This window comes from Janthinobacterium aestuarii (assembly GCF_046113285.1).
Taxonomy (GTDB): Bacteria; Pseudomonadota; Gammaproteobacteria; order Burkholderiales; family Burkholderiaceae_D; genus Janthinobacterium.
Map to the genome: position 1 here is coordinate 3,849,309 of NZ_CP142524.1, position 20,297 is coordinate 3,869,605.

The 20,297-nt window shown below is 67.0% G+C and carries 16 protein-coding genes; 5 read left to right on the forward strand and 11 right to left on the reverse strand.

Translation table 11 applies throughout. From position 1 onward, the window contains the following. The first annotated feature begins 23 nt into the window (after positions 1-23). Positions 24-5,501, forward strand: coding sequence for a CHAT domain-containing protein (locus tag OX462_RS17170; protein WP_409026631.1), 5,478 nt, complete (start codon positions 24-26; stop codon positions 5,499-5,501). On the opposite strand, the gene OX462_RS17175 is transcribed toward OX462_RS17170, so the two are convergent. Beyond that, positions 5,434-6,195, reverse strand: a complete 762-nt coding sequence (locus tag OX462_RS17175) for a GNAT family N-acetyltransferase (protein WP_409026632.1) — start codon at positions 6,193-6,195, stop codon at positions 5,434-5,436. The two genes, OX462_RS17170 and OX462_RS17175, sit on opposite strands and share 68 nt — an antisense overlap. A 146-nt stretch (positions 6,196-6,341) precedes the next feature. On the opposite strand from OX462_RS17175, the gene OX462_RS17180 reads away from it, so the two are divergent. Next, entirely contained in the window at positions 6,342-6,827 is a 486-nt protein-coding gene (locus tag OX462_RS17180) for a hypothetical protein (RefSeq protein WP_409026633.1), read from the forward strand. Here the strand turns inward: OX462_RS17180 and fdhD are convergent. The 4 genes from fdhD to OX462_RS17200 all read right to left on the reverse strand — a co-directional run bounded on the left by fdhD (position 6,824) and on the right by OX462_RS17200 (position 11,236). Next, on the reverse strand, positions 6,824-7,642 hold the full coding sequence (gene fdhD / locus OX462_RS17185) for a formate dehydrogenase accessory sulfurtransferase FdhD (RefSeq protein ID WP_070310456.1): 819 nt from the start codon (positions 7,640-7,642) through the stop codon (positions 6,824-6,826). The two genes, OX462_RS17180 and fdhD, sit on opposite strands and share 4 nt — an antisense overlap. 77 nt (positions 7,643-7,719) lie before the next feature. After that, entirely contained in the window at positions 7,720-8,439 is a 720-nt protein-coding gene (locus OX462_RS17190; RefSeq protein ID WP_409026634.1) for a hypothetical protein, read from the reverse strand. Positions 8,440-8,532: 93 nt separating this feature from the next. Further along, positions 8,533-9,990, reverse strand: coding sequence for a Ppx/GppA phosphatase family protein (locus OX462_RS17195; RefSeq protein WP_099408655.1), 1,458 nt, complete (start codon positions 9,988-9,990; stop codon positions 8,533-8,535). A 163-nt stretch (positions 9,991-10,153) separates the two neighbouring features. Continuing rightward, complete coding sequence (locus OX462_RS17200; protein WP_099408656.1) at positions 10,154-11,236, reverse strand: calcium:cation antiporter; 1,083 nt, start codon at positions 11,234-11,236, stop codon at positions 10,154-10,156. A 294-nt stretch (positions 11,237-11,530) separates the two neighbouring features. Between OX462_RS17200 and OX462_RS17205 the strand changes: the two genes are divergently transcribed. Then, positions 11,531-11,869, forward strand: coding sequence for a hypothetical protein (locus OX462_RS17205; RefSeq protein WP_409026635.1), 339 nt, complete (start codon positions 11,531-11,533; stop codon positions 11,867-11,869). Positions 11,870-11,885: 16 nt separating this feature from the next. Here OX462_RS17205 and OX462_RS17210 read toward each other — a convergent pair whose 3' ends face one another. From OX462_RS17210 to OX462_RS17220, 3 genes are all read right to left on the reverse strand, one after another. Next, complete coding sequence (locus OX462_RS17210; protein ID WP_409026636.1) at positions 11,886-12,854, reverse strand: IS1595 family transposase; 969 nt, start codon at positions 12,852-12,854, stop codon at positions 11,886-11,888. A gap of 89 nt (positions 12,855-12,943) precedes the next feature. Continuing rightward, complete coding sequence (locus OX462_RS17215; RefSeq protein ID WP_070222978.1) at positions 12,944-14,095, reverse strand: GGDEF domain-containing protein; 1,152 nt, start codon at positions 14,093-14,095, stop codon at positions 12,944-12,946. Positions 14,096-14,132: 37 nt separating this feature from the next. Further along, entirely contained in the window at positions 14,133-14,408 is a 276-nt protein-coding gene (locus tag OX462_RS17220; protein ID WP_070222980.1) for a hypothetical protein, read from the reverse strand. Between the two features lie 163 nt (positions 14,409-14,571). Here OX462_RS17220 and OX462_RS17225 point away from each other — a divergent pair, with 163 nt between their 5' ends. Both OX462_RS17225 and OX462_RS17230 read left to right on the forward strand, forming a co-directional pair. Beyond that, positions 14,572-15,348: a spermine/spermidine synthase domain-containing protein gene (locus OX462_RS17225; RefSeq protein ID WP_070222982.1), complete on the forward strand. Its 777-nt coding sequence runs from the start codon at positions 14,572-14,574 to the stop codon at positions 15,346-15,348. A gap of 153 nt (positions 15,349-15,501) precedes the next feature. Then, the gene (locus OX462_RS17230; protein ID WP_409026637.1) at positions 15,502-18,387 is read left to right on the forward strand and encodes a bifunctional diguanylate cyclase/phosphodiesterase; all 2,886 of its coding nucleotides are present in this window, start codon (positions 15,502-15,504) and stop codon (positions 18,385-18,387) included. Positions 18,388-18,403: 16 nt separating this feature from the next. Here the strand turns inward: OX462_RS17230 and OX462_RS17235 are convergent, their stop codons facing one another. The 3 genes from OX462_RS17235 to trhA all read right to left on the reverse strand — a co-directional run bounded on the left by OX462_RS17235 (position 18,404) and on the right by trhA (position 20,231). After that, positions 18,404-18,628 (reverse strand): hypothetical protein, encoded by a 225-nt coding sequence (locus OX462_RS17235; RefSeq protein WP_409026638.1) that lies wholly within the window; start codon positions 18,626-18,628, stop codon positions 18,404-18,406. 22 nt (positions 18,629-18,650) lie between these two features. Further along, entirely contained in the window at positions 18,651-19,532 is an 882-nt protein-coding gene (locus OX462_RS17240) for a LysR family transcriptional regulator (RefSeq protein ID WP_070222987.1), read from the reverse strand. 81 nt (positions 19,533-19,613) lie between these two features. Beyond that, complete coding sequence (trhA, locus tag OX462_RS17245) at positions 19,614-20,231, reverse strand: PAQR family membrane homeostasis protein TrhA (protein ID WP_230505407.1); 618 nt, start codon at positions 20,229-20,231, stop codon at positions 19,614-19,616. Positions 20,232-20,297: the final 66 nt, after the last annotated feature.

Consider the following 20,297-nt stretch of genomic DNA (forward strand, 5'->3'; position numbering starts at 1 on the left):
TTTTAACCAGTGATCTCAACCGCATGTCCAGCAATCCCCTTGCGCCGCCCGTGCTGCGCCTGACGCTCACGCGCGATCCCCTCGCCAGCGCCGGCGATTGCCCCGCCGCGCCCGGCTGGCACAGCGAAACCCACGTGCTGTCGAGCGCGCGCGGCATCGGCAGCTGCCGCATCGCCCTCGATATCGGCCCGGCCGACGTGGTGCAGCTGCTGCTGTGCGACGGCAGCTCGCTGCTGGCAGGCAGCCTGGACCTGCCACGCTACCTGGGGCCGGCCACGCTGGCGCGCGACGGCGCGCCCGCCAGCATCGAAGTGGGGCTGGCCCTGCGCCCGCAGGCGGTGCGCCCGCCGCCCGGCGCCAGCCGCGACGGCCTGGGCGCCTGGATGCTGCGGGCCGTGCGCGTGTACCGCTGCGGCGCCGCCGCCATGACGGCGCTGGCGGCGGCCGGTGCCTTCCAGGACCGCCAGCTGGAACAACGGCTGGGCCTGTACCGCTGCGGCATCGAGGCGGGCGGCATGACGGCCGTCGCCAGCCTGCCCGCCGGGCCGGAACCGGTGCTGCTGCTGCTGCACGGCACGGCCTCGTCGACCCAGCGCAGCTTTGCCGGCCTGTGGCGCAACGGCCTGGCGCCGCAACTGGCGGCGCAGTACGGCAACCGCATCTACGGCTATGAGCACCGCAGCCTCAGCGACAGCCCCATCGAGAACGCGCTGGCCCTCGTGCGCCAGTTGCCGCACGGCGCCGTGCTGCACCTGCTGACCCATTCGCGCGGCGGCCTGGTGGGTGAATTGCTGGCCCGGGCGCAGCGCATCGACAGCCGCGGCGCCGTCGACCTGGCCGGCGACGGCCTGGAGCGATTGAGCGAAAACACGGTGGGCGGCGAAGCGTTCAACAGCCACGATATCGAACACTTCACGGCACAGGCGCGGCTGGGCGGACGCGGCGGCTACGACGCGGATGCGGGGCGCCTGCGCGAATTGAGCGTGGAACTGAAAACACGCGCCATCCGCATCGCCCGTTTCGTGCGCGTGGCTTGCCCGTCGCGCGGCACCACCCTGATGTCGGGCCGCCTGGACCGCTGGGCCAGCGTGATGTTCAACCTGCTGCTGCACGGCGGCGTTCCCGACGGCGCCATGGCCTTCCTGCTGGCCGTGGTGCAGCAGCGCTGCGACGCGCGCATCCTGCCGGGACTGGAAGCGATGATGCCCGACTCGCCCCTGGTGGCGCTGCTCAACGCGCCCGACGTGCGCGTGGCCAGTCCGCTGCACGTGCTGGCCGGCGCGTGCAGCGGCGACGGCCTGCTGGGCTGGCTGGGCGACTGCCTCGACGACCAGCTGTACGGCGGGCAGAACGACCTGGTGGTCAATTGCGCCTCGATGGCCGGCGGCGCCACGCGCAGCACACCCGTGCGGCAACTGCTGCTGCGCGGGCCGCACACGCACCACCTGAACTACTTCGAGCGCGCGCCATCGAGCCAGGCCGCCGTGCAGGCGCTCGCCGGCGACGAGACCGCCTACCAGCCGCTGCCGGGCATCGAGCACGGCCCGCTGGCGCGCGGCGGCGAAGTGCCGAAAAGGCGCGCGCACGCGCCCATCGTGCTGCTGCTGCCCGACATCATGGGCAGCCACCTGCAAGTGGGCAGCAACCGCATCTGGTTCGACCCCGTCAACCTGGTCGAAGGGCGCATCGAACGCCTGGCCGTGGGCCAGCCGCACATCGTCAGCGCCGGCTGGCTCGAGTCCTGCTATGAACCGTTCGCCCGCTTTCTCGCGCAAAGCCAGGAAGTGCGGCCCTTTACCTATGACTGGCGCTTGTCGCTGCAGGAGTCGTGCCGCGCCTTCCTGCCCGTGCTCGACGACGCCATGCGCGACGCCGAGCAGCGCGGCCAACCGTTGCGCATCGTCGCCCATGGCATGGGTGGACTGGTGGCGCGTCTGGCCCTGAAGGACCGCTGGCAGCGCTTCGGCGCCCTGCCCGGCAGCCGATTGCTGCAGGTGGGCACGGCCAACCGTGGCACGCAGGCGATGGTGCAAGTGCTGCTGGGGCGCGACCGGCTGGTGCAGATGCTGGCCTGCTGGATCGGCTGGAAGCACACTCGGCGCCAGTTTCTCGGCTTCGTGCGCGCCTTTCCCGGCGTGCTCGACATGCTGCCGTGGCCACAGGCGGGCGGCATCGATTATTTCGACGCCGGCGCCTGGGCGCAGCTGGCCGCCGGCGACGCGCAAGCGGGCCTGCCCGGCGGCTGGCAGGCGCCCGAGGCGCCGGCGCTGGCCGCCGCGCGCGCCACCGTGACCCTGCTGGAAGCGGCCCCGCTCGACGCGCGCCATTGCAGCTACCTGGCCGGCTGCGCCGACACGCCGGTGGCGCTGCGCCTGCGCGACGGCGCCATCGAAACGGCCTGGTCGCCGGACGGCGATGGCCGCACGGCCTGGCAAGGCGCGGTGCCGGACGGCGTGGCGGCCTGCTACCTGCCGGTGGCGCATGGCGACCTGCTGCTGCAAAAAGAATATTACCCGGCCATCGCGCAGCTGCTCGACGGCGGCCAGGGCGCCGCCCTGCCCCGGCACCCGCCGCACGTGCCTGGCGGCGCCCCGCCCCGCTTCCATCCCTACGTGCCCGACGCCACGCCGCTGTACCCGCAGCCGCAGGAACTGCTCGATGCGGCCATCGGCGCCGCCGGCCCCGCCAGCGCGCCGGAAAGCAGCGCGCCGCAGCTGAGCCTATCCGTCATCCACGGCAGCATGGCCTCGGCCGATGCGCCCGTCATGAGCGGCTGCTACGCGTCCGAATCGCTGCGCGGCAGCATGAGCTTTCTCGACCGCCTGCTGGCCGGCAAGCTGCAGGAAATCCACGCGCTCGGGCGCTTCCCGCAGCGCCCCGACTCCGCCCTGGTGGTGCTGCAGCCCGATGCGGCGCGCCGGCCCGGCGGCGCCATCGTCATCGGCCTGGGCGCGCTGGGCGAGCTGACACCGGGCGAACTGGCGCGCGCCTTTGCCGGCGGCCTGCTCGAATACGCGTGCGTCTGCCTGCAGGTGCGCGCCGCCGGCCATGTGGCCGCGCCGCCGATGGGCGAGCACGGCTTGCGCGTGGCCAGCCTGTTGTCCGGTTCCGGCTACGGCGGCTTGAGCATCGCCCTGTGCGCGCGGGCCCTGATCGACGGCGCGCGCAGCGCCAACCGGCGCCTCGAAGACGCGGGCATGGCCTGCCGCATCGGCCATATCGCCATCTACGAACAGTCCGAGGCGCGCGCCATCGCCGCCGCCGTGGCCATCGAACAGATCATGGCCGAAGCGCGCTACCAGGGCAGCTTCACGTTCGAGCGGCGCATCCGCCACAGCCCGGGCGGCTACCGGCGCATCCTGCCCAGCCTGAGCGGCGACAACGGCTGGCGCCGCGTGCAGATCGTCGCCGCCGATCTGTCGGGCGCCCTGCGCTTCACCGTGCTGACGGACCGCGCCCACAACAGCGTCGACGAGGAGCCGAACCAGCGGCAAGCCGTCGATGGCCTGATCATGGATGCCACCGACAACACCACCGACCAGCCGGGCCTGTCGCGCGCGCTGTACGAACTGATGCTGCCCAATGGCCTGAAGGCAGCCATCCCCGAGATGCGCGGCCTGATCCTGGCCGTCGACCAGAGCGCCGCCATCTACCCGTGGGAACTCATGCGCGACGAGGCGGGCAGCGAGGAAAGCCCCCTGTCGACGCGCATCGGCATGGTGCGCCAGCTGGCCAGCCTGCGCGAGCAGCCGCCGGCCGTCAGCCCGCCCAGCAACAGCGTGCTGGTGATCGGCGACACCGATTCCGGCCTGCCCGAGCTGTCCGCCGCGCAGGCCGAGGCGCAGGACGTGGCGCGCATGTTCGGCGCGTACGGCTACCAGGTGCGCGAGCTGCTGCGCCCGCAGGCGCAGCGCGTGCTGGTGCACCTGTTCGACGAGCGCTATTTCGCCATCCACCTGGCCGGCCATGGCGAAGTGGCCGGCCCCGGCATCGCCCATACGGGCCTGGTGCTGGGACCGAAGACGCGGCTGACGGCGGCGCAGGTGGGGAAATTGAAGCGCGTGCCGCAATTCGTCTTCATCAATTGCTGCCACCTGGGCGACATGCGCCCGGACGCCATCGCGCCATGGTCGAAACTGGCCGCCAGCCTGGCCACGGCCTTCATTGAAATGGGTTCGCAGGCGGTGATCGCGGCCGGCTGGCGCATCGACGACCAGGCGGCCAGCATCTTCGCGCACAGCTTTTACCACGCCATGCTGAGCGGCGAATACTTCGGCGACGCCGTGCGCCTGGCGCGCGAGGCGGCGTATCTGCAATTCCCCGCCTCGAACACCTGGGGCGCCTACCAGGCGTACGGCGACGACCGCTACCGCTTTCCGAACACCCAGAGCCGGCCCTGGCAAGCGCCCGATTACCACTACCACGGCCATTTGCTGGCCGACCTGGAAACCCTGCACGCGCGCCTGGCGGGTGCCGATCCTGCGCGCCGCGCGGCCATCGAGGAAAAGCTGGGCAGCATCGAGGAAGCCGTGCGTGCCCGCTTCTTCGGCTGCGCCGACATCCGCGAAAACATGGCCGCCACGCGCGCCGGTCTCGGTGGACTGGAGAACACCCTGCGCGCCATCGAACATTACCGGGCGGCGCACAGCGCGGCCGACGGCAAGGTGGGCTTGCGCGCGCTCGCGCACTGGGCGGAACTGGAGATACGCCAGGGCGCGGCCCTGTGCGGCCTCGATGCGGGCGCCGGCATCGAGGTGCCCGCCGTGCCCGACCCGGCCCAGGGACGCCAGCTGCTGCAGGATGGAAAGCAGCATATCGACCTGCTGGTGGCGCTGGCGCCCACGGCGCAGCGCCTGGCCCTGCTGGGACGCTACTGGGCCTTGCAGGCGCGCCTGGCCTGCCGCGAAGGAAACTCCGGCGCATCGGCCCTGCGCGCCATGACGGACGCCTGCCTGGCCGCGCTGGAAGAAGCGCGGCGGCGCAGCGGCGCGGCCGACTGCGACCTGATTTTCCAGGTGCTGGCGGGCGCCCTGCTGCTGAAGGCCCATGGCGACGGCGGCGCCTGGCGCGCGCTCGATCCGCAGCTGGGCGACTTGCTCCACGACGCCATCGCCTATGCGCGCCAGCGCCACGCGGATGAACACCGCGCCATCGACGCCGGCGCCCCCGTGCGCGCCGCCCTGCTGGCGGCCCTGTGGCAGGCGCCGGACGGTCAGTCCTTCGACGCGCCCGCGCGCGCCGCCTTCCTGGCCCTGTACCACGACGCCGTGCGGCGCCACGGCAGCATCGGCGAACCCGAAACGATCACGGCGCCGCTGCGCTTCCTGCTCGAACTGCTGCCGCCCGACAGCCCGGAGACCGGCTTGCGCAGCACCGTGCAGGCGCTGGCCAGCCAGCTGCAGGCCTCACTGCCCGGCGTGAGCCCTGGCAGCCTTAGCCAGGCACCACCCCGTAATGACGCGCATAGCGCTCGTCCAGATTCGCCAGCGGCATCATCATGAACATATCGGCGCTTTCGAAATCAGGGTCCCACGCCGGTTCGCCGCAAATCCAGGCGCCCGAACGCAGATAGCCCTTGATCAGCGGCGGCACTTGCGGCTTGTGCGCCGCTTCCACCTGGTGGATGGGGAAAGGCAGGTGCGGCGTGACGCGGTACTCGCTTGGGGCCATGTGCTTTTCCGCCAGCGCCTGGTACACGGCGACGGCGTTATGGCCGCCATCGGCCAGGCTGATGCTGGCGCAGCCGACCAGGTAGTCGCAGCGCTCGCGGCGCATGTACTCGGCCAGGCCCGACCACAGCAGCATGATCACGCTGCCGCCCCGGTATTTCGGGTGGATGCAGGCGCGGCCCGCTTCGACCATGCGCCCGCGCAGGTTCTTCAGGCGGCTCAGGTCGAACTCGTTTTCCGAATACAGGCGGCCGATCTTGGCCGCCTTGGCCGCGCTCAGCACGCGGTAAGTGCCCACTACTTTCAGGGTGTCGGCGTCGCGCACGATCAGGTGATCGCAGTGCGCGTCGAATTCATCGCTGTCGAGGCCATCGGCGTTGGCAAGCGACGTCAATCCCATCGTCTCGATAAACACCTTGTAACGCAAACGCTGGACTTCGCGCAATTCCGCCGCCGTGGAGGCCTGGCTCAGCACCAGCTGGACCGGCCGGGCCTTGGCTTCGTTTGATGCGATTATGTTTTGCATGGTTTCATCCCCCTGTGATCAAGACGACTCCAGCGTACTTGCCTAATATGTCAGGAAAATGACAGCCGAATGTCATTTCCATGACGCAAGGCAATTCCATGTGGGGATCGTGCATAATTACCACACTCGCCCGGCCGAAAGAGCCCATGACAGACACCGACGCCGTCCACATCACGCCCTACACCAAGCCTGCCGCCGGCTGGGACGCCTTGAAACACGCGGCCATCAGCCTGCGCCAGGAGCGCGTCGCGCCCGGGAATCTGAAGGCGCTGCTGGCGCAAAACCAGCCGGACGGTTTCGATTGCCCCGGCTGCGCCTGGCCCGACCGCCACCACGCGTCCACGTTCGCCATTTGCGAAAACGGCGCCAAGGCCGTCGCCGCCAATGCAGCCGATATCGCCATGCTGGATTTTACGGATGGCGACATGGTCGATTTGATAGGCGGCTGGGACGATGGCGTGACGCGCCGGGCCGATGGTTTCCGGCTGGTCGCCTATGACATCCCGCGCGGCTGCCTGGGCGCCTACTACCCGGAGACGAATGCGCTGGTGCCGCCGGCCAGCACGGCCAACGGCGCCGGCACGCCGACGTCGAAGTCCGTGCCGGTGCTGCTGCAGCGTTCTGCTGCTTAGATGCTGATGCCTGGCGTGTAGTCCACGTACGCATCCTGGCGGCAGAAACCCACCAGCTTCATGCCGGCCTGCGTGGCGATGGAAATGGCCAGCGAACTGGGGGCGGAAATCGTCGCCAGCAAGGGTATCTGCATGCGCGCCGCCTTGCGCGCCAGCTCGTAGCTGCCACGGCTGGACAGGAAGACGAAGCCGCGCCGCATGTCGATATCGTGCAGCGCCAGGTAGCCAATCAGCTTGTCGAGACCATTGTGCCGGCCGACATCCTCGAACACATGCACGATGTCGCCGTCGGGCGTGCACCACGCGGCCGCGTGCACGCCGCCCGTTTCCCGCATCAGCGCCTGGTGTTCGCGCAAGCCGGCCGATGCGCGCGCCAGCGCGGCGGGCAAGTCGACGCGGATCAGGGACGGCGGCAGCGCCGCGGGCCGCAAATCGAGCATGTCGATGCTGTCGATGCCGCACACGCCGCAGCCCGTGCGGCCCGTCAGCTGGCGGCGCCGGTCCTTCAGGCGCACGAAATCCTCCTGCGCGATGCTCAAGGACACTTCGGCGGAATCGGGACGCAGCAACACTTCGCAATCGAAGATGGCGGCAGCCGATGCCACCACGCCTTCCGTCAGCGCGAAACCGTAGGCAAACGCTTCCAGGTCGCGCGGGGTGGCCATCATGACGACGTGGGAAATGCCATTGAAGACCAGCGCGACGGGGATTTCCTCGGCGACGTGGTCGATGGCGGCAGTGGATTCGCCGCCGCAGTGGCGGACAATGGCGCGCTCGACGAAGCCGGCGCGTTCGATCTCTGTTTCTTCTGACATGGCAACCATGGGGGAACTATCACAGGCCCCATGGTAAACCAGAACGGCCAGGCAGGGGGCGGCCCCTGCCCGCGCCATCAATCCTTCTTCGGACGGCCCGTTTTCAGCTGCGGCAAACCGGCCAGCACGTTTTGCAGCGTGGCCAGGTCGATCTGACTGATCAGCGCCACGCCGATGCGCAGCAATTCGCTTTTCTTGATCTCGAATCCGGCCTTCAGGCAGGCTTTCTTGACCTGGCCCAGGACTTCGTATTCCGCTTCCGGCATGGTAAAGCTGTCGCGCACCAGTTTCGGCTTGCGGGCTTTTTCCTTGACGGCGGCGACCTTGGCGACCGGCGTTTTTTTCGCTGGCGCAGGCTTGGCGGCGGCCTTGGCAGCCGGTTTGACGGCGGTTTTCGCTGCCGGCTTGGCGGCGGGCTTTGCAGCAACCTTGGCCACTGGCTTGGCAACGGTTTTTACTGCCGTCTTGGCGGCAGGCTTGACAGCGGCCTTGGCGACAGGTTTGGCAACGGGCTTGGCCACGACGGCCTTGGCCGCCGGCTTGGCGGCTGGCGCCTTGGCGGCGGCGGGCTTGGCGGCAGCCGGTTTCGCTGCCGCCGGCTTCGCAGCGGCCGGTTTGGCGGCCACTGGCTTGACGGCGGCCTTGGCCACCGGCTTGGCTGCCGGCTTCGCGGCGGGCTTCACTGCAGGCTTGGCGGCCGGTGCGGCCTTGGCCGCTGCCGCGTTGATCGATGCGCTGGTCGGGAACATCGATACGGGCGCGCTGTCGGCCTTTTTCGCTGGGGTGGTTTTGGTCATGGATTCTCCAATCTAGTAAATAATATAAACAATATATACTGTTTTTTGAAATCTTGCTTGCTGCACATCAAGTCATGCGCATGCCATGACCTTCTAGGCGCTGGCGCGGATGGTGAAATCGACCCCGACCTCATCCCAGAATTCCTGCTCCTTCTCGATCCAGAACGACACGGTGGGATGGTGCGCCACCCAGCCGCGCTTGATGTCGAGTTCGATGCGGCTCTTCATGCGCAGGCGCAGTTCGCTGAAATCGGCCTCGATGCGCGCATGCATGAGCAGAATCGACAGGCGCAGCGCCAGCACGGCCTTGGCGAAATCGGGGTCGGACAGCACCTCGCCGATCTTGCGCAAGTTGCCCTTCTGCGCCAGGATCAGCCGGCTCATGGTCTTCTGTTCGCGCGTGGTAAAACCGGGCAAGTCCGCATTTTCCACGATGTAGGATGCGTGCTTGTGATAGCCCGTCTGCGACACGGCCAGGCCCACCTCGTGCAGCAGGCTGCTCCAGCGCAGGCATTTCACGAGGGCGTCGGACGTGGGCTTGAGCTGCGCATACATGGCCAGCGCCTGCTCGGCCACCCGGCCGGCGCGCTGCTGGTCGATATGGAATTTCTCCATGCAGCCCTGCACCGACTGTTCGCGGCGGTCGCGCTTGGTCGAACGCAGGTACAGGTCCCACATCACACCCATGCGCAAACCCGCCTCGATCGGCGTCATGGCGGGAATGGCCAGTTCGCGGAACAGGCCGATCAGGATGGCCAGGCCGCCGACGATGGTGCTGGCGCGGTCGGGGCGCAAGCCCGGCATGTCGATGCGGCTGGTGTGACCGAGTTCGATGAAGCGGCGCGCCAGCGCATCGAGGCTGATGCTGGTGAGCAAGCCGTCACCAAGCTTGTTGCGGGCGATGATGTCGGCGATCGTGCGGATGGTGCCGGAAGAGCCGTAAGCCGTCTTCCAGTGCTGCGGATGGTACGGCGGCGCGGCATCCTCGAAATGGCTGCGCGCCGACAGGATGGCCGCCTCGAACGACGGCGCGTCGATGCGTCCGCCGATGAAGAACGACAGGCTTTGCTTGACCGTGCCCAGGCTGAAGGATTCGACGCGTTCGATATCATTGCCGCGCCCCAGTATCAGTTCGGTCGAACCGCCGCCGATATCCATCACCAGCCGGCGTTCGCCGGGAATGGCCAGCGCATTGGCCACGCCCATGTAGATCAGGCGGCCCTCTTCCTCGCCCGAGATGATCTCGATCGGGTAGCCGATGGCTTGCTCGGCCAGCGGCAGGAAGACGGCGCCGTTGCGCGCCACGCGCATGGCCGACGTGGCCACCACGCGCACGGCATCGAGTTCGAAGCCGGCGAGGATGGCACGAAAGCGCTGCAGGCAGGCCAGCGCGCCCTGCATGGCCGCTTCGGTCAGGTCGCCATTGGCGTCCAGGCCGGCGGCCAGGCGTATCGGATCGCGCACGCTCTTGACCACGCGAATGGTGTCGCCATCATGCTTGCCGACGTGTAAACGAAAACTGTTGGACCCCAGGTCCACCGCTGCATACATACTGGCCTCTTGTCTTGTCATGACTGTGCCAACTGAAAAAGTTGGCAAATTCAGTTGCTAAACTATATAAATCATTTAAACGATTTAAAAATCCTACCACACTACCCTCATCGTATGACAGCGGCGTGACAGGATTGTGACAAAACGGCAGCCGTGCGGCAGCTTATGGGACGACGGTGGTAAACAGGTACACGGCGAAAATCACCAGGTGCACCGTGCCCTGCATGACCGTGGTGCGGCCCGTGCCCAGCGACAGGGTAGCGACCATCAGCGACAGCAGCAACAGCACCGTCGACTTGATATCGAGTCCCAGCGTAATCGTCAGGCCCGTGGCCAGCGACACCACGACTACGGCGGGTATCGTCAGGCCGATGCTGGCCAGCGCGGAGCCGAGCGCCAGGTTCAAGCTCGTTTGCAGGCGGTTCGCGCGCGCGGCGCGCACGGCGGCCAGGCCTTCGGGCAGCAGCACGATGGCGGCGATGACGATGCCGACCAGGGTTTTCGGCGCGCCCATGGCGGCAATGGCCGTCTCCAGCGCGGGCGCCAGCGACTTGGCCAGCAGCACCACGGCGCCCAGGCACACCAGCAGCGCACCGGCGCTGACCCAGGCGACGGTGGGCGTGGGCGGCGCCGCATGCACCTCTTCATCGCCGACGGCTTCCTTGGGCAGGAAGTAATCGCGGTGGCGCACCGTCTGCACCAGCACGAAAGTGCCGTACAGGACCAGCGAGATGACGGCGATGAAAATGAGCTGGCTGGAATTGTAGTAAGGGCCGGCGGCGCTCGACGTGTAGTTCGGCAGCACCAGCGTCAAAATGGCGATGGCCGCCAGGGTGGCCAGCGACGCGCTCACGCCCAGCAGGCCGAAGGTCTGCTCGCGGTGGCGCCCGGCGCCCAGCAGCAGGCAGATGCCGACGATGCCGTTCAAAATGATCATGATGGCGGCAAACACGGTGTCGCGCGCCAGCCCCGTCGTTTCCGGTCCGCCGGCCAGCATCAGCGAGACGATCAGCGCCACCTCGATCAGCGTCACGGCCAGCGCCAGCACGAGGGTGCCATACGGTTCGCCGATGCGGTGCGCGACCACTTCCGCGTGGTACACGGCGGCCAGCACGCTGCCGATCAGGCCAGCCACCAGCAGGATCTGATAGGCGCCGCCGAGATTGAGGGTGGAACCGAACAGGAACAGCCAGCCGGCAAGCGGGGCGGCAAGCGGCCATACAGGCAGGGATTTGAGCATTTTCATTATGGGCCTGGCAAGAGTAAAAAAAGAGGGGCGCGGTGCGGACGGCAAAGGACAGCCTGGCGTGCATGCCACAGCATAACTTGCCTAGCTTAAATGCAAGTTAGGGAATACACATCTCGAGTGACGGCGACCCGCGCCTGACCCGCCTTTCAATCACCTTGCCACAGTGCACCTGCTTGCTACCAGTAACTATAGTCCCTTTGGTAACATGCCGTTGCAATTTTCTTGTCTTTTTGCTTGCTGCCGCCGTCATAATGCAGGGTCCGCCTTCCGGGCACCGACCAAGGACAAACCATGATTTCCATAAACAGCACAGCCATGCGCGCGTTCTTCTTCGCGGGCAGCCTGCTGTGCGCCGCCGCGCACGCGGGCACACCGCCGGCGCAGGCAGCGCAGGTTGACGCCAACTGGGCCACCGCGCCCGCGCCTGCCCCGGAGGCACGCTGGCAAGACAGCCTGCCGCCCGCGCCGCCCGTGGCGCCACGCGAAGAAAAGATACTGCCCAAGAGCGAATGGCTCAGCGTCGAGCCGATGAAGGCGCCTGACCGGCGCTGCGATCCGGGCCTCGATGCGCTGTTCTTGCCCAAAGAATGCGGCAAGGAACCCAGCTGGCTGGGCTCGCACAAGAAATAAGCCGGTTTAGATATGGCTATGTCACCGTCAAATGTGGGAACTCGCCCAGTGTTGCCTTCAATAATGTTTCTGGGGAGCGGATGCGCCCGGCGTCCAGTATCCAGCGCCACCCCAGGTAATTCGGCAGATAACGGCTGGCCACGCCATGGAAGATGCGCAGCCAGCCGCGCAAGCGGCTGTGATACGCGTTGACGTTCTGCACGTGGGCAGCGCCCTGCACGCGGATGCCGGCACGCACATTGACGGCCTGGTGACTGATGCCCGCTTCACGCGCGAAGGCGCGATAGGCAGCGTGGCCGTCGGTCATCAGCAAGATGTCCTTGTCGATCACGGGCGGCAGGCAGGCATGCAGCTGCGCCTTGGTCAGCGCCCCTTTTCCCGTGACGAAATCGCGGGTTTGTCCCGTGCGGTCGCGCGCCACCAGGATGCAGACTTGTTCACTAGAAATGCCGCGCTTGTGGGCATGGCCGCCACGGCGGCGCGCCGGACGCGTCAGATGCCGCGCGCCCTTTTCTGACTCCAGCACATACAGCTCGTCCGCTTCGGCGATGCCATGCAGGCAATGGGGCCGGTCCGTCTTGGCCAGGCTTAAAAACCGGTGGCGCCAGCGAAAGGCGGTGTTGCGGTGCACGCCCAGCTGGCTTGCTGCCTTGCGCACGGAAGCCGATGCGAGCAGGCAGTCGGCGTAGTCGAGCCACAAGGTCTTGTGGCGCAAGCGGGCCAGCGGCGTGCCGGTGAGCGCATTGAAGGTGCGTCCGCATGGCACGCAACGGTAGCGCTGCAGTCCATGCGCATGACCGTGCCGGTGCGCATGGCGGCTGTTGCAGGCGGGACAGTGCAACCGCTGCCCGGCTACGCTTTCGACCAGTGCCACGGCGGCGTTCTGCGATCCTGCCCCGCGCAGCAGAGCAGTGCTCGCCAAACGCTGGCGACGGCTCAGTGCGGCGAACTGGGCGATGAAGGTTTTCCATTCGGCTGGCTGCATGGATGGCTCCCGTTTGTCTGATATGTACAGTCAGACAGCCGGGGCTGGGAAAGATTCCTGAACTTCCCCTACTTAGCGGGAACAGAGCCTTAGATATCGAGGGTGCTGGCGCCCTGCGCCTCCACCACCCTGTTGCGGCCCGCCTGCTTGGCCGCCTGCAGCGCCTCATCGGCCCGCTTGAACAGGCTGACGGTGCTGTCTTCGGCGCGGATGGTGGTCACGCCCAGGCTGGCCGTCAGCTGCAGCACGGCACGCTCCGTCTTGACGGGCAGCGCTTCGACGGCGGCGCGGATGCGTTCGGCCACCATCAGCGCATCGGCCAGGGTCGTGCGCGGCAGCTGGATGGCGAATTCGGCGCCGCCCAGGCGGCCCATCAGGTCGCTGTCGCGCAGCTGCTGGCGGCAGGTGTCGACGATGGTTTTGAGCACCGCGTCGCCGACCGGATGGCCATAGCTGTCGTTGACTCTTTTAAAATGGTCGATATTGAGCACCACCAGCGCCGTCGGCAAGCCGGGCCGGCGCGCCAGCGCCATCCACGGCGCCAGCGCCTGGTAAAAGCCGCGCCGGTTCGGCACGCCCGTGGCCGCGTCGAGCACTTCCAGGCGCGCCAGCTCGCCGCCCAGTTTTTCACGCGACAGCAGCAGATAGCCGAAGGCGTTCGTCAGCATCATCAGGTACAGGGCGCCGAATCCGGCCAGCTGCATCAGCTCCGCATCGAAACCGGGAACGGTGGCGGCAAGCACGCCGCGCGCGGCGATCAGCAAGGACAGCACGCCCATGCTGACGACGAGGAAGCGGCGCAGCATGCTCGCCTCGCGCCATTTCAGGCACAGGGCGGCCACGCCGGCGAGGAAAAAGCCGGCCACGATGAGCGAGCCGCCGGCGCTGCGCAGCAGCGGCGCCACGTCGAACAGGTAGCAGGCGGCAAACAGGGCCACCGACAGGCCCAGCGCCGGCAAGACATAACGTCGCCAGCCGCCGCGCCCGGCCGCCTGCCACAGCGCGCCCGCATCGAGCGCCATGCCGGCAAACAGCAGGCTGTTGCCGAGCAGGATGGAGAGGAAATCGGGCAGCACGCCGCGGAAATACAGCAGGCACCAGGCGATGGCCTGGCATTGCTTGGCCACCGCCCAGGTGGACATGCTGAGCGACTTTTTGCGCTCGTATTCGAAGAAAAACAGGGCCGCGCACAGGCTCAGGTTGCCGAGCGCCAGGGCCAGTACCAGGGTCTTGATATCCATGGGCTACGCCATCGCCGCGCCGCCGCGGCACGCTGTGTCAGATTTCGTGTTCGACATTGGTGCTGCCGTCGCCGATCTTGCTGGCCCACGCCTGCACGAAATACTGCTTTTCCACGTCGCTGGGCGCTTCGTGCCAGAACACGATGAGGGTGCCCTTGTGGTCGTGGATCTGCGCCACTTTTTCAATGAAGCCGACATTGCCGGCCTGGTCCGCCAGCGCCGCCGCGTAGCCGTACACGCGCGTCAGCCGCTCGATGCGGTCAGGCTCCGTAAAACTGTTCGTCGCCGTAATGATGGGGTGATCCAAAAACATGCTTGTCTCCATGGTGCCCGACTGCGCGGCCGTGCCGCCGCGCGCCGTATATCTGCATATACGCATGCTCGGCGCGGATTAATCGGGTATGCTCACGGGAGCTTATCAGATTTCTCTGAATGCAACAAAGCATCTTCCCCAGTCCACTCAGCGAAGTCGTCCCATGCCGGAACACAGAAGCACCACCCCACTTGCCCCGCAGGTGCATACCTGTGGCGACCGGCGCCGCCTGGAATTCCAGCCCGGCATGATCCAGAGCGAAATGCTGCTGTCGCGCCCCGACCATCTGCTGCTGCGCTATGCGCGCGCCATGATGTGCTTTACCCTGTTCGTGCCGCGCCCGCGGCACATCCTGATGGTGGGCCTGGGCGGCGGTTCGCTGCTGAAATTCTGCCACCGCCACCTGCCTGACACGCGCATCACCGTGCTGGAATTGCGCGCCGACGTGATCGCCCTGCGCGAGCAATTCATGCTGCCGCCCGACGACGCGCGCCTGCGCATCATCGAGACGGATGCCGTCAGCTATATCCGCCAGCATCCGGGCTGCGCCGACGTGCTGCTGCTCGACGGCTACGACGAAACGGGCTTGCCGCCCGCCCTCGGCAGCGCGCGCTTCTATGCGGACTGCCTGCGCGCCCTGCTGCCCGGCGGCGTGCTGGCGGCCAACCTGTTCAGTTATGACGAGCACTATCCCGCCATGCTGGCGCGCCTGATGCTCACCTTCCGCGGCGCCGTCTGTCACTTCGACGGCATCGCCGGCAACAACCGCATCATCTTCGCCGCCAAGCCTGAGCAAGGCCAAGGCGCCGACGGCCGCGCCGTGCGCGTCGTGCGCCTGGTGCGCTGGCGCCGGGTATGCGGCCTGGCGTTCCTGAACCGGCTGCTGCCGGCATGGCAACTGTGGCGTTTGCGCCGGCAATCAGGCGCACGCGACAACTGATAGTCGTCCGCCATGGCCATCTATATTGTTGCTTATTAGCAGCGATCTGGTACAAAATTCGCATGATGGATGTGGTTTATGACAAACTACGGCCTGCGCGGGCCGGCAGGTGCTGCCGAGCAATTGTGTCCATGAAGTGAGATAGGAAAAACCATGCTGCGTGGCCGCCTGCCATTGTCGATTTCCGCCGCGGCCGCGCTGACCTTCGCCTGCGGCGTCAGCGTGACGGCCGTGCTGTTCGCCGCCATCAGCCAGCTCGAATACGACAAGATGAGCCTGAGCCTGCAGCAACGCGCCGGCGCCAGGGTGGCCGCCATCGAGCAGGGACTCGACGACGCGGTCGAGGTGCTGACCACGACGAACCAGCTGTTTGCCGCCGTCGTGCCCGTCACGCGCGAACAGTTCCACGACTTCACCACGCCGCTGCTGCAGCGCCACCCGTTCATCCAGGCCTTCAATTTCCACCGCATCGTGCCGCATGCGCAGCGCGCGGCATTCGAAGCCGAGCTGCGGCGCATCGTGCCCGACTACGCCATGATGGAAATGCGCGACGGCGTCATCGTGCCCGCGACGACGCGGGCCAGCTACATGGTGGTCGACTATCTCGAACCCTTGCAGGGCAACCGCCCCGCCTTCGGCCTGAACGTCAGCCCGAGCGGCATGCTGGCGCGCGCGCTGGAACAATCGATCATCAGCGGCCAGACCACCGCCACAGGCCTGCTGACCCTGGCGCAGGGACCGCAGCAGGGCTTCGTCATCGTACGGCCCGTGTACCGCCACGGCGTGCCCCTGCAAACGGTGCAGCAGCGGCGCGCGGCGCTGATCGGCGATACGGCGGCCATCGTGCGCGCCGGAGAACTGGTGCAGAAAATCCTCGCCGGTGCCGACCTGCTGGGCGACCCGCAGCTTGAACTGAGCGTCTATGCCGACGCCGGCGCCGACCCGCGCCAGTTGATCTTCCGGCACGGCCAGGCGCCCGCCGACGAAGCGGGCGTCACCTGGGAGGTGCTGCCGCGCTGGCTGCACTTTGCTTACCACAGCCATTATGACCGTGCCTTTTTTTCCGCCGGCCGGCCCTGGCACGTGCGCGTGGTGGCCCATCCGCGGCCCTTCCTGGCCGACCACCTGGGCTCGCTGTTCACCGTGATCATGGGCTTGCTGTTCAGCTTGCTGACGGCCGCCTTCGTGCAATCGCTGACGCAGCGCTCGCGCCGCGTGCAGCTGCTGGTGGAGCAGCGCACTGCCGACCTCAAGCGCAGCAACGAGCTGCTCAGCGCCGACGTGCGCGCGCGCCAGCGCACGGAGCGCGCCCTGCAGGAAAGCGAAAAGCGCTTCCGCCGCCTGCTGGCCTTGTCCTCGGACTGGTACTGGGAGCAGGACGCCAACTTCTGCTTCACCCACATCACCAGCGGCTTCACGGACAAGTCGAACATGCCGCTGGAACGCTTCATCGGCATGACGCGCTGGGACAACAACCCGGAGATGCGCAATTCGCGCTGGGGCAAGCAGCATATCGCCAATCTGGAAGCCCACCTGCCCTTTTCCAACCTCGAATATGCGATGCACGACCGCAATGGCCAGCTGCGCTGGTTCAGCGTCAATGGCGAACCGCTGTTCAACGAGTTCGGCGAATTTCGCGGCTACCGGGGCACGGGTTCCGAAATCACGGAACGCAAGCTGGCCGAGCAGCAAATCCAGCACATCGCCCACCACGACGTGCTGACGGGCTTGCCCAACCGCGCCCTGCTGCGCGACCGCCTGGCGCAAGCGATGGCCCTGTCGCGCCGCAAGAACCGCGCGCTGTGGGTGCTGTTGATCGACCTCGACCGCTTCAAGTTCGTCAACGACAGCCTCGGTCACAAGGCCGGCGACCTGCTGCTGAAAACCATCGCCACGCGCCTGCAGGCCAGCCTGCGGGAAACCGATACGGTGGCGCGCCTGTCGGGCGATGAATTCGTCGCCATCCTGTGCGAACAGGCCGACGAAGCGCTCAGCGCCGCCATCGTGCAGCGCGTGATGGATGCCGTGGCCCAGCCGGTATTGCTGGATGGCAAGGAATTCTTCGTCACCTGCAGCATCGGCGTAGCCGTCTACGACATGTCGCGCTACGACGCTCCCGGCGACGTGACCCTGAATGGCGAGACGCAGAACCTGATCGAGCAGGCCGACATCGCCATGTACTGCGCCAAGAAACAGGGCCGCAACAACATCAAGTTCTACACGACGGCCATGAACCAGGCCACCCTGGAGCGCCTGCGCATCGAGACGGCGCTGCGCAACGCCCTGGAGCGCGAGCAATTCGTGCTGCATTACCAGCCGCAGCTGGACCTGGCCAGCGGGCGCATCGTCGGCGTGGAAGCGCTGCTGCGCTGGCAGCATCCGGACCTGGGCATGGTGGCGCCGCAGCGCTTCATCGCGCTGGCGGAAGATACGGGCCTGATCGTGCCGATCGGCGCCTGGGTCATGCGCGAGGCGTGCGCGCAGGTGAAACGCTGGCATGCGGCGGGGCTGGACCCGCTGCGCCTGGCCGTAAACCTGTCGGCGCGCCAGTTCAACGAGCCGAACCTGGTCGCCTCGATCGCCGCAGTGCTGCTGGAAACGGGCCTGCCGCCCGCCTGCCTGGAACTGGAACTGACGGAAAGCCTGTTCATGCACGATGTGGCGCTGGCCGTCAGCCAGCTGCACGACATGAAGGCACTGGGAGTGCAGCTGTCGATCGACGACTTCGGCACCGGCTATTCCAGCTTCGCCTACCTGCGCACCTTCCCCATCGACGTGCTGAAGATCGACCGCAGTTTCGTCGGCGACGTGGCGCGCGACGCCGACGACGCAGCCATCGTCGTCTCCATCATCGCCCTGGCGCACAATCTGAAACTGCGCGTGGTGGCCGAAGGCGTGGAAACGGCCGAGCAGCTCGATTACCTGCGCCGCCATGGCTGCGATGAGGCGCAAGGCTATTACTTCAGTCACCCGCTGCCTGCGCACGAGGTGGAACTGCTGCTGCGGGCCGAAACGAAGGAAGCGAACGCTGCGGCCTGACGCGCGTGCGCGCAGGCTAGCCGGCCGGCAGCCTGGCGAGCAGCGCCAGTTCCTCCCGGTCGTCAGCGAGACCGGCTGCCGCCAGAAACTCCGCCACGCCCTCGCTGGCGTCGATGTCGGGCGCGCTGCCCGGCTCGGCCCACAGGTTGTCGCATTCGGTGCAAGCGACCACCTCCTGCCCCGTCTTTCTGACTTTCGCAAGGATCAGGTCGCCGTATTCGCCGCAGGTGGGACACTGCATGCCCTTCTCCTTCATGCCCGGCCTACAGCTTGTGCTGCAGGAATTCGAGAAAGCAGCTGATGCGCTGCGCCAGCTGCGTGTTGCGGTAGTAGACGGCATGGATCTGCTGGCGGTAGCCCGTGTAGAACGGCTGCAGCACTTTCACCAGGCGGCCGGCGGCGATATCGTCCTTCGTCATGAAGTCGGACAGGCAGACGATGCCCTGGTCGTGCAGGGCCAGCTGGCGCAGGGTTTCGCCGCTGGAGGCGGCCAGCGCGGGCACGATCTGCAGGCTGTTGCCCGCTGCGTGGCGCAGCGGCCAGTTGTTGCCCAGGTCGTACTGGGCAAAGCCCAGCAGCGCATGGCCGGCCAGCGCTTCCGGCGTGGCCGGTTCGCCGTGGCGCGCCAGATAGGCGGGCGTGGCCAGCACGTGCAGCGGGCTGGCAGTCAGGGCGCGCGCATGCAGGGTCGAGTCGACCAGGGCGCCGATGCGGATGGCGATATCGGTGCGGTGCTCGAGCAGGTCGGCGATCTGGTCGTTGCTGGTCAGCTCCAGGCGGATCTCCGGATACATGGCGCGAAATTCGGCCACGTGGGGCACCACGCAGTGGAGCATGAAGGGCGAAGCGGCATCGACGGACAGCCGCCCGGCCGGCTTCTGGCGGCGGATGCGGATCGACTCTTCCACGTCTTCCATCGAAGCGAGGATGGCGCGCGCCTTGTCGAGGAACAGCTGCCCTTCTTCCGTCAGCTCCATGCGCCGCGTGGTGCGCGTCAGCAGCGAGGTGGCCAGCTTGTCTTCCAGGCGCGACAGCGCCCGGCTGACGCCGGAGGTGGTTTGTCCCAGGTGCACGGCGGCCGCGCTCAGGGTGCCGCTGTCGATGACGGTGACGAAGATTTTCAGGTCGTCCGAGTTGATGTCCATTCTTGCCCTTGTTTCACAGATCAGGGCATTATAATGGATTACAGGCAATAGTCAGCGAGGGTGGCCCGGCTGCGCGCTACGTCAGGCAACGTAGAACAAAATGGCGATAAAGTGGCAACTGCTGCCGGCCAGCACGAACAGATGCCAGATGCCGTGGCCATGGCGCAGCTTGTGATCGGTGGCATAGAAGACGATACCGCCCGTGTAGCACAGCCCGCCCGCCACCAGCCACAGGAAACCGTTCCACTCGAGCGCCGCCAGCAGCGGCTTGATGCCGATGACGATCAGCCAGCCCATGGCCACGTAAATCACCAGCGACAGGATGCGCGCGCCTTTCGCGTACACATATTCCTGCACGATGCCAAACAGCGCCAGGCCCCAGACGACGCCGAACAGCGACCAGCCCCAGGGACCGCGCAGGGTCACCAGCATGAAGGGCGTGTAGGTGCCCGCGATGAGCAGGTAGATGGCGCAATGGTCGAGCCGCTGCAGCACGGCCTTGGCCTTGCCGCGCACGCTGTGATACAGGGTGGAAGTGAGGTACAGGGTAAGCAGCATGGCCGCATACACGCTGCAGCTGACGATTTTCCAGGGGTCGCCCGTGCGGGCCGCCGCGACGATCAGGATGACGCCGCCGATGGCCGCCAGCGCGGCGCCCACCGTATGGGAAATGCTGTTGAACCGTTCACCGTGGTACATGCTTAACACCGCTTTGCTAAGACGCAACAGACACCCGGGGTCAGACCCGTCGGGTCTGACCCCAGC